The sequence below is a fragment of the Planococcus liqunii genome, assembly GCF_030413595.1.
Classification (GTDB): Bacteria; Bacillota; Bacilli; order Bacillales_A; family Planococcaceae; genus Planococcus; species Planococcus liqunii.
The window spans coordinates 1,854,942-1,867,650 of the sequence record NZ_CP129238.1 but is presented as its reverse complement, the minus strand read 5'-3'; the positions used below and the strand labels follow the sequence as shown (position 1 = coordinate 1,867,650).

The 12,709-nt window shown below is 45.3% G+C and carries 14 protein-coding genes, 1 pseudogene and 1 riboswitch; of the genes and pseudogenes, 2 read left to right on the top strand and 13 right to left on the bottom strand.

The annotated features are described in order from the left end of the window. Positions 1–88 precede the first annotated feature (88 nt). On the bottom strand, positions 89–1,474 hold the full coding sequence (locus QWY22_RS09480) for an LLM class flavin-dependent oxidoreductase (protein ID WP_300984178.1): 1,386 nt from the start codon (positions 1,472–1,474) through the stop codon (positions 89–91). Between the two features lie 95 nt (positions 1,475–1,569). Next, a riboswitch (SAM riboswitch) is annotated at positions 1,570–1,678 on the bottom strand. A 196-nt stretch (positions 1,679–1,874) separates the two neighbouring features. Between QWY22_RS09480 and QWY22_RS09475 the strand changes: the two genes are divergently transcribed. Beyond that, positions 1,875–2,468: a YkuS family protein gene (locus QWY22_RS09475; protein ID WP_300984176.1), complete on the top strand. Its 594-nt coding sequence runs from the start codon at positions 1,875–1,877 to the stop codon at positions 2,466–2,468. Between the two features lie 189 nt (positions 2,469–2,657). Here QWY22_RS09475 and QWY22_RS09470 read toward each other — a convergent pair whose 3' ends face one another. From QWY22_RS09470 to nikA, 8 genes are all read right to left on the bottom strand, one after another. Continuing rightward, positions 2,658–3,164 carry a hypothetical protein gene (locus QWY22_RS09470; RefSeq protein WP_300984175.1) on the bottom strand — a complete coding sequence of 169 codons (507 nt, stop codon included), beginning with the start codon at positions 3,162–3,164 and terminating at the stop codon, positions 2,658–2,660. Positions 3,165–3,338: 174 nt separating this feature from the next. Beyond that, a complete protein-coding gene (locus tag QWY22_RS09465; protein ID WP_300984173.1) occupies positions 3,339–3,539 on the bottom strand; it encodes a hypothetical protein in 201 nt (66 codons plus the stop codon). Between the two features lie 53 nt (positions 3,540–3,592). Further along, positions 3,593–3,778, bottom strand: a complete 186-nt coding sequence (locus tag QWY22_RS09460; protein ID WP_300984172.1) for a hypothetical protein — start codon at positions 3,776–3,778, stop codon at positions 3,593–3,595. Positions 3,779–4,069: 291 nt separating this feature from the next. Continuing rightward, positions 4,070–4,891, bottom strand: a complete 822-nt coding sequence (nikE, locus tag QWY22_RS09455) for a nickel import ATP-binding protein NikE (protein ID WP_300984169.1) — start codon at positions 4,889–4,891, stop codon at positions 4,070–4,072. A gap of 34 nt (positions 4,892–4,925) precedes the next feature. Beyond that, positions 4,926–5,753, bottom strand: coding sequence for a nickel import ATP-binding protein NikD (nikD, locus tag QWY22_RS09450; protein WP_300984168.1), 828 nt, complete (start codon positions 5,751–5,753; stop codon positions 4,926–4,928). 17 nt (positions 5,754–5,770) lie between these two features. Beyond that, complete coding sequence (gene nikC, locus QWY22_RS09445; protein ID WP_300984167.1) at positions 5,771–6,601, bottom strand: nickel ABC transporter permease subunit NikC; 831 nt, start codon at positions 6,599–6,601, stop codon at positions 5,771–5,773. Further along, positions 6,598–7,542 carry a nickel ABC transporter permease subunit NikB gene (nikB, locus tag QWY22_RS09440; RefSeq protein ID WP_300984165.1) on the bottom strand — a complete coding sequence of 315 codons (945 nt, stop codon included), beginning with the start codon at positions 7,540–7,542 and terminating at the stop codon, positions 6,598–6,600. Before nikB ends, nikC begins: the two co-directional genes overlap by 4 nt. 18 nt (positions 7,543–7,560) lie before the next feature. Beyond that, positions 7,561–9,168, bottom strand: a complete 1,608-nt coding sequence (gene nikA, locus QWY22_RS09435; RefSeq protein ID WP_436836777.1) for a nickel ABC transporter substrate-binding protein — start codon at positions 9,166–9,168, stop codon at positions 7,561–7,563. A 403-nt stretch (positions 9,169–9,571) separates the two neighbouring features. On the opposite strand from nikA, the gene QWY22_RS09430 reads away from it, so the two are divergent. Next, positions 9,572–9,967, top strand: coding sequence for a hypothetical protein (locus QWY22_RS09430; protein ID WP_300984164.1), 396 nt, complete (start codon positions 9,572–9,574; stop codon positions 9,965–9,967). A gap of 59 nt (positions 9,968–10,026) precedes the next feature. On the opposite strand, the gene QWY22_RS09425 is transcribed toward QWY22_RS09430, so the two are convergent. From QWY22_RS09425 to QWY22_RS09410, 4 genes and pseudogenes are all read right to left on the bottom strand, one after another. Continuing rightward, positions 10,027–10,803: a sulfite exporter TauE/SafE family protein gene (locus tag QWY22_RS09425; protein ID WP_300984163.1), complete on the bottom strand. Its 777-nt coding sequence runs from the start codon at positions 10,801–10,803 to the stop codon at positions 10,027–10,029. A gap of 59 nt (positions 10,804–10,862) precedes the next feature. Beyond that, entirely contained in the window at positions 10,863–11,090 is a 228-nt protein-coding gene (locus tag QWY22_RS09420; protein ID WP_036808871.1) for a sulfurtransferase TusA family protein, read from the bottom strand. A 52-nt stretch (positions 11,091–11,142) separates the two neighbouring features. Next, complete coding sequence (locus QWY22_RS09415; protein WP_300984162.1) at positions 11,143–12,270, bottom strand: MBL fold metallo-hydrolase; 1,128 nt, start codon at positions 12,268–12,270, stop codon at positions 11,143–11,145. Between the two features lie 43 nt (positions 12,271–12,313). After that, positions 12,314–12,709: pseudogene (locus QWY22_RS09410) on the bottom strand (DsrE/DsrF/DrsH-like family protein).

The window sequence follows — 12,709 nt, the reverse complement described above, 5'->3', positions numbered from 1 at the left end:
CAACCATGAACGCGTGGGAATAGATACAAACAAAATGAGAGGAAAAGCTGAATACCAAGCTTTTCCACCTTCTTTTTCGCAAGTGAATTTAGCTGTCAACCGAGGCTGGAATCCGCATGTATTGTTTGCCTGTGTGAGCCGGCAATAAATGGTCTCCTTTTTCAAACAAGGCATCCCTCAAAGAACTGCCCTGGTATTCTTTTTGGACAAGGCCGCGTTCCTGCAGGATTGGCACGACCAGTTCGATAAAGTCGGAAAATGTCCCCGGCGTAACCGCATAGGCGATGTTAAAGCCGTCGACGCCGGATTCCTCTACCCATTGTTCCAATGTGTCCGCCACTTGTTCCGGAGAACCGACCGTAAATGGCCCCAGTCCGCCGATGCCGACATATTCCTTAATGTCATTGACGGTCGGTTTTCTGCCAGGGAGGATTTTTGTGAAATTCTCTAAAGCGGATTGGATCGCATCGTTTTCGATGTATTCAAGCGGCTGCTCCGGTGCGTAGCCGGACAAATCGACGCCCGTCCATCCACCAAATAAAGCCAGTGCCCCTTCATGGCTGATATGGCTCTTATAATCTTCATATTTGGCATGCGCTTCTTCTTCTGTCTTGCCGACAATCGGTGTAATTAAGGACAGAATCTTCACATCTTCTTGATTTCGGCCGGCATTTGCCACTTCCGCCCGGATTTTATCGACGGTCTGTCTGGCAATATCGATATTCGGCGGACCGATAAAGACGCATTCGGCATGCTTCCCGGCAAACGCTACGCCTTTCTTGGATGCCCCCGCCTGGTAAAGCACCGGCGTCCGCTGTTTCGACGGTTCCGTTAAATGTGCACCCGGCACTTTATAATATTTCCCTTCGTGGTTTATGTCATGCACTTTACCGGGATCGGCGTAGATGCCGCTCGCTTTGTCTACCACAACTGCATCATCTTCCCAGCTCGACTCCCATAATTTATAGCAAACTTCCAAATACTCTTCGGCAATGTCGTAGCGTTCATCGTGCTTGATCTGATCTTCTTTCCCAATATTCAGCGCAGCGCTCTTCAAATAAGAAGTCACGATATTCCAGCCGACCCGGCCTTTTGTCAAATGGTCAAGTGTTGAAATCCGGCGCGCAAAGGTATAGGGATGCTCATGCGTAACAGAAGCCGTGACACCGAAGCCTAAATGTTTGGTTACGGCAGACATGAGCGGCACGACGAGCAAAGGATCATTGACCGGCGACTGGGCTCCTTGCCGGACGGTAGCGTCTCTTGAACCGTTGTAGACATCATATGTACCGAGGACATCGGCAAGGAAAATAGCATCAAACTTGCCTTTCTCCAAAAGTTTCGCCAGCTCAATCCAATATTCACTGTCTTTGTACCGATGGGACTGGTCTTCCGGATGTGTCCAGAGCCCCGGCGACTGGTGGCCGGCGCAGTTCATGTCAAAAGCGTTCAAATAAATCCGTTTGCGTGTCATACTTTCCCACTCCTTTAGTTGCGTTATTTTGGCAAAAAGAAATAACCTTCTTTTCCCGGAAAGAGAAAAGAAGGTTATGTATCGCTACCGCCCCGCTCTTATCTCCCAAGAATAAAATCCTGGCTGGAATTAGCACCTTTCTGACAAATGTCAGAGGTTGCTGAAGCGTCAACGGGCCAGTCCCTCGGCTTCTCTGGATAAGATTTATGAAGTTGAAAGTAATCATAATATTAAAACTACTGGAAGTCAACGTTTAATTTTATCATTCTTATTCGTTTACTTGGATATTTTTTTTCATCGATTTCAAGCTTTTTTCACCTTAAAATACGCCTTATGTTTAAGAACAGGGTGAAAGAGGGAAAAAGACTGTCATGACTCTAATAGAAAGCAGGTAGATAATATGCCAAGAATCGCAGTAGAACATCCATTTACCGACATTCAGAAAGCTTTGCAGAAAAAAGGATACCAGGCCGATATGGTCAATCAGAAAACGGATGCTATCCGCTATGACGTAATCGTTGCCCGCAACTCAGACAGCTATGATTACCTTAGCTTTGAAGGCTCGCTTGTAGAAGTAAGCGGCAGTTCCGTCAAAGAAATTGTGGCTGAAGTGGAAGAACGCCTTCAGCGAGCAGGCAAGATCAGCGGCCAGCCAAACGCGGCAAAAGGCAAATCCGGCGGCGGATTCTTCGCAGGTCTTTTAAGCGGAGCAGCAATCGGATCAACCCTTGCCCTTTTAATGGCACCAAAAAGCGGGAAAGAATTGCAAGTAACCGTAAAAGATAAATTAGCCAGCAGCAATTCTTCAAGCGACGGCAGCGGAAAAATCGCCCAAGTAAAAGAGAAAGCGACTGAACTGGCAACACAGGCAAAAGAAAAAGCGACAGACGCAACAAATCAAGTGAAAGATAAAGTATCAAGCTCTAAAGAAGGCGATAACAGCAAAACGTCTACAAGCACAACCGACTCAACCGATTCTTCTATGCTTAATTAAGCAGATTCGGCTTTGAAAAGAATAGCAACTCGGAAACACCGAAGCCGCCGTTCCGGCAGCTTCGGTGTTTTTTGTTGTCATAATTCATTACACTCTCTACCTCTATCCTGCATAAAAGATAGGAAGTTAGTATTGAAGTAAACAAAATAATAAGTGGTGTGCGTCATAATTGATAATTTTCCATGAGTTTCATTCCTTCTGCAAAAATTTCTTCAGCACAGTTAGGTCTTCTTTATTTTTAGCAATGATCACCACTTCATCACTGTTCACCTCAAGCATGTAGCGGTCATTATAGAAGGCGATCAAAGAGGGCTGCTTCCCTTTTATTATTCCTTTTACATATTGAAAAACTTCTTCTGAAGAAACTGACTTTACCGTGGCGTAATGCAAGATTGCTTCGGATTCTTGCCTGTCTATATATTCCTCTTTCCAATTTCGGATAACAAATGCCTGGTGCAACGCCTGCTTCTCAAAGAAGCGGGGCTTCTTAAAACCGTACGGCATATAGGATTTTAGAAAGGTCATATCAATTCGTGAATCCTCTTCAAACAAGAAAGTAGTGGTTCTCTGCACAAAACCCGCTCTTTCTTTTAATTCTTGATGCTGGATAACCATTCGATGCTCTTCTTCCGCTTGAAAATAAGGGCTTTGCTCCGCGGAAAACAAGATGCCAAATTGTTCTTCTATTCTTTTCAATGCATTCTTCCTTTCCACTTATCAAGAAACACTATTTTTTTAGATTCTAAAAAAATACGAAATGATAAAACCTGCAATTATTCCCATAGCGAAAATCAAAAATACTTTCGGCTTGTTTCTTCTTTAACTCACACTTTCTATTCAAGAGATTTAGGCCCTACTCCGATTTCTTACTCAGCCTTTATTCTTCCTTTGGCTCATAAAAACCCAGGCATAGTAGACGACTAACGTGCCCATTAAGAGCAGTGTCGGAACTATTTGCATCTCAGCAGGAAGAAAAATATATAAAAGAATTGCCAATACAGTTATTGGCAAAATCACCGAAAACCAGATCCGCACCCGCTTGTTCTTAAAACTCATCTCGAACCTTTCCATTTCAGTGTCCCTCCTTCAAAGTCCAAATTGCATCTCCATTCGATGCGCCTCCCTTACTTGCTTGCAGAAGTTTTTTGGATATATTTATAGATGTTCATGATTCCGATAACGAATAAAGCGGACATTCCGATTCCGAAAAATACAGACTGTACCGTTTGGCTTATAAAGCCCATACTGGAAATCGATACAGAACCTAGTACAAAAAAATAAATGATTGAAAGTTCTAGGCGTTGCTTCATAAGTTCCTCCTTTTGCATTAAAAACAAAAAATTAAGCTCCCTTCGTTAATTGTGTTGGATTCCATAAAGTATCCACTGCTTATCTTTGGAAATTCTCGCTATTCTAGATTACCAATAATTCCTTTTATTTCCTACCCCAAGTTAACGCAAAAACCGCCAAAGAGAAACATACATCGTTTCTCTTCGGCGGCTTATTTTGGCTATGTCTTTTTTTCGCAGCGCTACATCCTTCAATTTGCGTTCTACTTCATTGACCACATTACTTAATGGTTTTGGATCAGCCCATCTTGACTATACAAAAACTTCCCCGTTTAAAAGCGTCCGGTTTCGTGGATGTTCAGGAAGTATAGAAGACACCAATTTCTTCACCACAGGCTGCTGTGAAGAAAAGATTTCATCCTTGTCTTGAACCATTTCGACCACTCTTCCCTTATCCATTACTGCAAGCGCATCAGAAACCGAGTATGCTGCTCTGATGTCGTGTGTAATAAACAAATATGAAAGGCCATACTCAGCTTTTAACTCGTTCAATAAAGTTAAGATATTTGTCTGGGTGACCATATCGAGACTGCTGACGGGTTCATCTAAAATGATCATTTTCGGCTTTAGGGCAATTGCTCTCGCAATGTTGATCCGCTGAAGCTGTCCGCCGCTGAATTGCATCGGATATTTTTTCATGTCATCCGCATGCAATCCGACAACTTCCAATAATTGCGCCACACTCCTTTTCAGTTCCGATGGAGAAAGTCTCTCATAGTTTTCCAGTGGCTCACTGATAATCTTTTCAGCCGTCATTCTCGGATTCACCGATGAAAAACTGTCCTGGAAAACGACTTGCAGGTCTCTGCGAAAATGCTTTCGGGCGGCAGCCTCCATTGTGTAGAGATCTTGGCCTTGGAATAGAACCGTTCCTTTTGTCGGTTTTTCGACACCCAAGATCACTTTCCCTAATGTACTTTTGCCGGCTCCGCTTGTTCCGAGAAGCCCCAGGCACATGCCTTCTCCGATAGAAAAGGATATATCGGAAAGGGCAGGCGCCGCTTTTTCTTTGCGGCGAAAAGGACGGAAAGAGCCATATGTATGCGTCACGCCTGCCACTTCAAGTAAATTCATCGTGTCCCTCACCTCACTTTATTGGCCAATTAGTTTATATGACCAGCTTTTCACGTTCGTATTCCATCGGCAACATAGGTCTGGCCAGCAGCAATTTTTTCGTGTAGGGATGCTGCGGCTCATCGAACAATTGGAAGACATCCGCTTTTTCCACAATCCGCCCTTTTTGCATCACTGCCACATCGTCAGCAAGAGCTGAAATAACGCCCAAATCATGTGATATCAGCAAGATCGAAGTGCCGCACTCTTTTCGAAGCCGGTCCAGTTCTGAAAGAACCTGCATTTGGCTTGTTACGTCAAGTGCAGTTGTCGGTTCATCAGCAATCAGCACAGATGGACGCAGGCACATCGAAATCGCGATCATGACCCGCTGCAGCATTCCGCCGCTCAGCTGAAAAGGGTACATCCGCATCAATTTATCGGGTTCCTGCAAATCCATTGCAGCCATAGACGAAACCGCCAATTCAATCGCCTGTTTTTTTGTAAGAGGTGTATGCGCGCGGATTGTTTCTACAAATTGGTTGCCGATTGTATAAACGGGAGTAAAAGCATTCATGGGATTTTGCATAATGTAGCCGATTTCTTTCCCGAGAACGTTGCGCATTTCTTTAGGCTTCAGCCCATTCAGTTCACGGCCATTGAGCTGGATGCTTCCGCTTATTTGTGTGGTTTTTGGATTTAACAGCTGAAGCAGCGCCATACACGTAATGGTCTTCCCGCTCCCGCTTTCTCCTACAAGTCCCAGCACTTTTCCGGGCTTCAAGTCCAAATTCAGCTCATGAACGAGTGGTAGCCTTCCCTGAGCTGAGTTTACTGAGATATTTACATCCTTCGCCTGCAACACATAATGCTGTTTGTCCATCTGATCATCCCTTCCCACTACCGTTTTTTAATGCCGTACTTCTCCGATAAAGCTTCACCTAATACATTAAAAGAAATTACAACGAGCAGTATCATGATCCCCGGGTAGAGCATCAATTCAGGCTGGCTGCGGATGAAGTTTTTGCCTTCCAGAATCATGGCCCCCCATTCGGGAGTCGGAGGTTGGACGCCGAGCCCGAGAAATGACAGTGCCGACAGATCCATGATAGCCCATCCCATTTCAAGTGTGCCCATCACCAGAACTGGCGGAAGCACATTTGGAATCATGTGGCGCCTAATTATTTTCCCTGTAGAGGATCCGCTGATGCGGGCTGCCAGTATGAAATTCTGTTCTTTCAAACCGACAATCATATTGCGGATCATTCTTGCGTAATATACCCATTGAACCATCATCAGCGCCATCACCACCTGCCAAAGCCCGGGGCCGAGCAGTCCGACGATGCCAAGAACAAGCACAAGATTCGGAAACGCCATAACGCCTTCGCAAAATCTCATCAATACAGCATCAATTACGCCGCCTTTATATCCGGCAATTGTGCCAATCACCAAGCCGAAACCTAAAGCAGCCACAAAAATCAAAGAAGCGAAACCTAACGAGACGCGCGCGCCGTATAAAAGCCGAGACAGGTTGCATCGCCCCAAATGATCCGTTCCCAAAGGGTAGTCCAAAGAAGGAGGCGACAATTTAAATGCCAGGTTCACCTGGATGGGATCATTCGGCGCAATCCAAGGAGCTAAAATAGCGATCAGGAAGAATACGGCCAGTGTGGCAGAGCCAATGAGGATGGCTAGTTGGCTCTTTCTTGCGATTCGTATGCTAGAAATCAAAACTGAGCCCTTCCCTTCAATGAAATGCGTGGATCCATGTACATTTGCACAATATCCACAATCAAGTTGCATATGACAAATAAGCAAACGGCCAACATCACGTAACATTGAATAACAGGTATGTCCCGGTTAAATATGGCTTCTACAAAATATCGGCCGAATCCCGGCCATGAAAAAACTTGTTCAATGATAATCGTACCGGTCAAAAGTTTTCCAAGGTTCATGCCAAGCCCCGTCATCATAGGAGCAATCGCGATTTTTAAGACGTGCTTGCCCATAATGGCTTTTTCTTTGATGCCCCGCGTCCGCGCATATAAGACATACTGCTGCTCCAGCTCTTCCAGTACACTGGCCCGGAGCAAGCGGGTGTAGACAGCAACCAATGCTAGGGACAAAGTCAGACTGGGCAATACAAAATGCTGCCAGGTCCCTTTCCCTTCCACCGGAAACAAATCCAGTTTGACGGAAAAGAGAAAGATCAATAAGTATCCCAGCCAAAACTGGGGGATGGAAGCGCCTAAAAAAGAAAGCAGCCTGCTAAAATGATCGATTGCCCCGTTTTTGTATACCGCTGACAAAAAGCCGAGCGGGATGCTGATGGCAATGGCCAACAGTATACTGCTGAGGGCGAGCTGGATGGTTGCTGGCATTCTTGCTGCAATCTCCTGCCAAACAGGAGTATTCGTTACAAACGAATTGCCAAAATCCAGTAGGACAATTCCTTTGACCGTTTGGACATACTGCATCCACAACGGCTGATCCAAACCGAATTCATGTCTTTTTTCTGCCAGAATTTCATCCGTTGGATGAATATGGGCTGCGGAAAGATACGCTTCTGCAGGATCAACCGGCGAAAGGCGGATGAGTAAGAACATCAGAAAAATGGCAAAGAGAACGATGGGGATGACAGCAAGGAGCCGTTTTGAAATATAGGTTGCCATGACTTGTCCTCCCCGCTGTTACTTGCTGATTTTCATTTCGTTGAAAGGGTGTTCATCCCGGTTTGCCGGGAAGATAAATTCTTCTACACCGTTTTGGTAAATGACCGACTTTTTAATATAAGAAATAGGCACAAAAACAGATTGTTCCTGTAAGGTTCCAAGAATCGAACCGTATAATTGCTGGCGCTTCGCCTCATCCGTAGACCCCAGTGTTTCTTTTATTTGCTGGTCCAAATCCGATTTCATCGGCAAGTTCGAATGGGCTTCTGCAACGCCCCATCCTTTTTCTGCTACAACATTGATGAACGAATGCGGATCGTAAGGTGCACCGTAGTTGTACCAGAAATCGACATCAAAATCTCCGGCTTTCCGGCGTTCAATTTGAGTGGTCAATTCAAGCCCGCTAATATTCAGCTTAATGCCGAGTGCTGACCATTCGGCCTGCAATGTTTCGGCCATCGCTTTTTGAATGGGATCGGTCTTGTCGTAGATTAATTCCAATTCGAGAGGCTGGCCGTCCTTTTCGCGAACTGCTTTTCCGGCAGGCAGCTTCCAGCCTGCTTCTTCCAGGTATTCCGCAGCTTTTTCCACATCGTAGTCAAACGGTTCTACTTCAATATCGGTATATGGGAAGTTTGTCGATAGAATATTATCTGCTTTTTCTTCTAAGCCTAATGTGACCCCTTCAACCATCGCCTGTTTGTTGAAGCCATGCTGAAGTGCTTTGCGTACCCGCAAATCTGCCAATTTTTCATTTGTTGTATTTAACAGCAAGCTTCTTGTTCCGACTGGTTTGGAAAGAGCGGTTTGGTATTCACCGGATTCTTTCAACTGATTAAAGGAATCCATGCTGATGACACCTTCGCCATAAATCAAATCCAAATCGCCTTTTTCAAATGCCAGAACCCGGGTTTCAGCATCGGGGATGATTTTGATTTTCACTTCTTCAAGCTCCGGGCTTTCTCCCCAGTACTCGGGATTGCGGGTGAACACCGCATATTCGTCTTTCTTATAGTCTTTCAGCATCCATGGACCTGTACCGACAGGCTCGGTGATGCCTTTAGACGTGTCGCCGTCTTCTGGAAATCCTGCTTCGCCCAAGAATCGCACCGGCCGAACAACTGCCAGGTCCTGAAGTGCCGGATAATACGGCTCTTTTAGCACCATTTTAAAAGTCTGATCGTCAACTGCTTCAGTCTTTTCCAAAACATTGATTACGCCAAGCCAACTGTGGGAACTTGAATTTTTCATGACCGCATCGAAGTTCTTTTTGACTACAGCCGCTGTAAGCGCCGAGCCATCAGTAAACTTAACGTTTTCACGAATTTTAAATATGTATTCTAATCCGTCCTCGGAAACCGTCCAGGACTCTGCCAAATGCGGTTGAATTTCGCCGCCTTCTTTATAGCTGACCAGCGGTTCATAAATCATCGATTGGGCCAATAGCTGCGATGGATTATAAACGTGCGGATTCATAGGGCCGATATCTCTTGGCCAGGAGATTGTGATGGCGTTGTCCGCTGAAGCCCCACTGGCCGATTCGGCTTTATCGTCCGAACATCCTCCCAGTATGATCGCTATCGCCAAGCTAATGGCCACTGCTAAAAATTTTCTATGCTTATTCATGATTATGTAATTCCTCTCTTTTCTCATTGATAATGATTATCAATTTCACTATTGTAACTATAGTTATCTGAGCTTTCATTGTCAATATAATTCATGAATGAATGGTTCGAAAAATATTAAAAGCATATATCTAACCAGTACTAGCAAGGTTATTTGGCCTATTTTAATTTTAATCTACATGCATTCAAAGTTTAAGTAAATGACTGTGACTTTTAATTACTATTCTTAATATAACAATATCAATGAAAGCCCTTTCTTAGTTGACTCATAGAGCTTAGGACCAATATATTTTTTAGGAACCCTACTACGCCATCCATATAAATGGTACGATCATAGTTAATAAGTCGGGTGTTTAATGGGTTCGTAGCGTTTCTTTTTTTCAAGGAGAAATGGAGGAGATGGCTTGAAAAGATTGTTTAGATGGGCATTTATTTTGTTTATATTGGCTGCTCTTTATCCGATTATATATAAAGGTTCTGCAGTAGTTTCCAACGGCCAATTAAAAAAAGATCAGATAATTTGTGATGAAAACGATTTAACTACATATGAGACTGTAACAAATTCGGAAGGAACCCAATTTGTGATTAGACAGACGACAATTTTAGAGATCGATGAACCCGATGTGCCGGTTCCACAAACAGAAGAAGAGTTGATCCAATTAGCCCGTGACATGTATAAACAAGCGGGTGAGGGCGACGAAATCATCTATGTAGGCGAATCAACGGCAGACTATGAAAAATTAGGCCAAGTGGTTTATCCTTCTGGATTTGCCGAAGAAAAAACACACTGCAAACCGTAATCTAATATAAAAAAGGAGACAGCCACGTGCTGTCTCCTTTTCACTATGCCTCTGTCCGATTACAAAATATCCGCCCAAATTTTAATCGCTGTCCCAAGAATCAAGAGTGCTAATATCCATTGCAAATACTTTGTGTTCATTTTCTGTCCGATTTTTGCGCCAAGCGGTGCAGCCAAAATGCTCGCTACAATCATGACCGCTGCAGGTCCATATAAAATCTGGTCGGTAACAATTTTCCCCACGGTCGAACCAATGGACGAGATAAACGTAATGGCGAGTGAAGTTGCAATGGTCATGCGGGTTGGAATCTTCAGGACCACGAGCATAATGGGCACCAGGATAAAGGCGCCCGCCGCTCCAACGACTCCCGCTGCAATCCCCACGATAAAGGCCAATGCGGCTGCCAGCCATTTATTGAACGTGACCTGATCGAGCGGGATATCGTCGACTCCTTTTTTCGGAAGGAACATCATGATGACCGCTATCGTGGCCAAAACGGCGTATACGACATTGATGGCCTGCTCAGACATTAGCGTCGAACCGTAGCCTCCGATGAAACTCCCGAGTAAAATGGCTCCGCCCATATAGGCAATTAGCGTTTTGTTCAAATACCCGCTGCCGCGGTATGCCCAAACCCCGGCAATTGTCGCAAAAAACACTTGGATGGCACTAATGCTGGAGACTTCATGGGCACTGAATGCGGTATATCCCAACATCACTGGTATGTAGAGAAGCATCGGGTACTTGATGATCGAGCCGCCGATGCCGACCATACCGGAGATGAAAGAACCGATAAAGCCGATCAGGAATATGACGATAATAAAATCAAAACTCATTCTTTGTCACCCTTTCCAAAAGAGAAAAGGGTATCACAGCGATACCCTTCCTACTGCTTTCAGCCTTTCTTGATCCAGAATTTTAGGACGCCGCCTTCTTCTTGAATGTCCAGCAATTCGTGGCCTCCCGATTTTGCCCAAGCCGTCATGTCCGCTTTTGCGCCTTTATCGGTTGCCAGGATTTCCAACACTTGGCCAGACTCCATGTCTTTCATTTCTTTTCTTGTTTTGACGATCGGCATTGGGCAAGCCAAGCCTTTTGCGTCTAATACTTTATCTGCGTTCATCGTATTCTCTCCTTTGAGTTTCTGCTTTTTTAGTTGAATTTTTGATTTAGAATTAACGGACTGCACAGCGGTTCGGTCCGATTTCCATTTCGCGCTGCACTTCATCGTCCGGTGTGATTTTCCCCATGTTCGTCTGGCGGATATCCTGGTATGCGTTCGGCTGCGGCGGCAGGTTTTTCGTGACCATATCGCGGAACTCTTGCTCGTCTTCGATATTCAATCCGTGGTTTTCTTTGAACAGACTGCCCAATGTTTTCGCGACGCTGCCGTCCTCGTTCAGCTCTTCCATGATCATGAAGTGAGCCGGCAATACGATCAGCTCGTCAGCCAATTCTGCGTAGCGGCTGTAAAGCGATTCACGCAAGTCGCCTACCCAGTCTTCTGCAAGGCCTGCAAGGTCAGGACGGCCGATGGAATCGATGAACAGAATGTCACCTGTCATCAAGTATTGATCGTCCACGATGAACGATGTCGACCCGATGGTATGCCCGGGTGAGTACAAGGCTTCGATTTCTATTTTTGCATCGCCAATCGAGACTTCCAGTCCACCCACCAATTCCGCATAGTCGAATACCACTTCTTCTGCGTCCGCCGGCGGCAAGTAATAGATTGCGCCCGTCGCTTCTGCGATTTGGCGTCCTCCGGAAATGTGGTCTGCGTGCAAGTGCGTGTCGAATACGTGCTTGATCGTCGCTCCTTTTTCCTGCGCGAAATCCAGGAAGATATCGGTCATGCGGGTGGCATCGATAATCGCAACTTCGCCGCCGGAGATGGCCATATACGACAGGCAGCCTTTTCCGATGCGGACGAACTGGTACAATTCGCCGCCGTTTTTCAAATCGCCGACTCTCACTGGTTCCAGTTGTTCACTCCACGCTTTCATGCCGCCTTCTAGATACGCTGCCTCCACGCCTTCTTCATCCAGCATTTCCGCCACCATGACAGAAGATCCTTCTTTCGCACAAACCACTAAGATGTCTTTGTTTGTCGGAAGTTCTGAAACCACTTCTTCGACACCGTCCAATAAATCGAAATAAGGGATGTTCAAATACTGAATGTTGCCGCCTTCGATTTTCCAGTCGGCGAATGCGTCGCCGTTGCGCACGTCCAGGATGAACAATGGTTCGTGATCGATTACTTTTCTTGCTACTTGTTTGGCTGTCATTGCTTTTACTGTCATACAAATACCCCCTAGTGTATTTTATTACGTAAATTTTTTTGGATTAAAACGTTAAGGTGGCGTCTGCGTCTTTTGCAAAGTCCAGGAACGTGACAGCTCCGCCGACGTCAATACCGTCGATGAAAGCGTCTTTTTCAAGGCCCATGACATCCATCGTCATTTGGCAGCCGATGAATTTTACATCCAGTTCCTATACCAGTTCGACCAATTCCGGAATGGCGGGTACATTCGCCTTTTTGAAACCTTCTGCCAATTGCTCCTTGCCTTTCGGCAAAGCCAATTGTCCGTATGCTTCTTTGTGGATCAAGTTCAATCCTTCGAATGTGAAGAAAATCGCCACTTCGTGATCACTTGCTGCTGCGGCTGTTGCGATATTATAAACTTTGTACGCATCGAATAATGAACCGTTTGATGCGATGATTGCTGTTTTTCCTGCCAT

Coding starts and splice junctions, on each gene's coding strand:
- QWY22_RS09480 (WP_300984178.1), bottom strand. CDS start 1,474: ATGACACGCAAACGGATTTATTTGAACGCTTTTGACATGAACTGCGCC.
- QWY22_RS09475 (WP_300984176.1), top strand. CDS start 1,875: ATGCCAAGAATCGCAGTAGAACATCCATTTACCGACATTCAGAAAGCT.
- QWY22_RS09465 (WP_300984173.1), bottom strand. CDS start 3,539: ATGGAAAGGTTCGAGATGAGTTTTAAGAACAAGCGGGTGCGGATCTGG.
- QWY22_RS09460 (WP_300984172.1), bottom strand. CDS start 3,778: ATGAAGCAACGCCTAGAACTTTCAATCATTTATTTTTTTGTACTAGGT.
- nikE (WP_300984169.1), bottom strand. CDS start 4,891: ATGAATTTACTTGAAGTGGCAGGCGTGACGCATACATATGGCTCTTTC.
- nikD (WP_300984168.1), bottom strand. CDS start 5,753: ATGGACAAACAGCATTATGTGTTGCAGGCGAAGGATGTAAATATCTCA.
- nikB (WP_300984165.1), bottom strand. CDS start 7,542: ATGGCAACCTATATTTCAAAACGGCTCCTTGCTGTCATCCCCATCGTT.
- nikA (WP_436836777.1), bottom strand. CDS start 9,168: ATGAATAAGCATAGAAAATTTTTAGCAGTGGCCATTAGCTTGGCGATA.
- QWY22_RS09425 (WP_300984163.1), bottom strand. CDS start 10,803: ATGAGTTTTGATTTTATTATCGTCATATTCCTGATCGGCTTTATCGGT.
- QWY22_RS09420 (WP_036808871.1), bottom strand. CDS start 11,090: ATGAACGCAGATAAAGTATTAGACGCAAAAGGCTTGGCTTGCCCAATG.
- QWY22_RS09415 (WP_300984162.1), bottom strand. CDS start 12,270: ATGACAGTAAAAGCAATGACAGCCAAACAAGTAGCAAGAAAAGTAATC.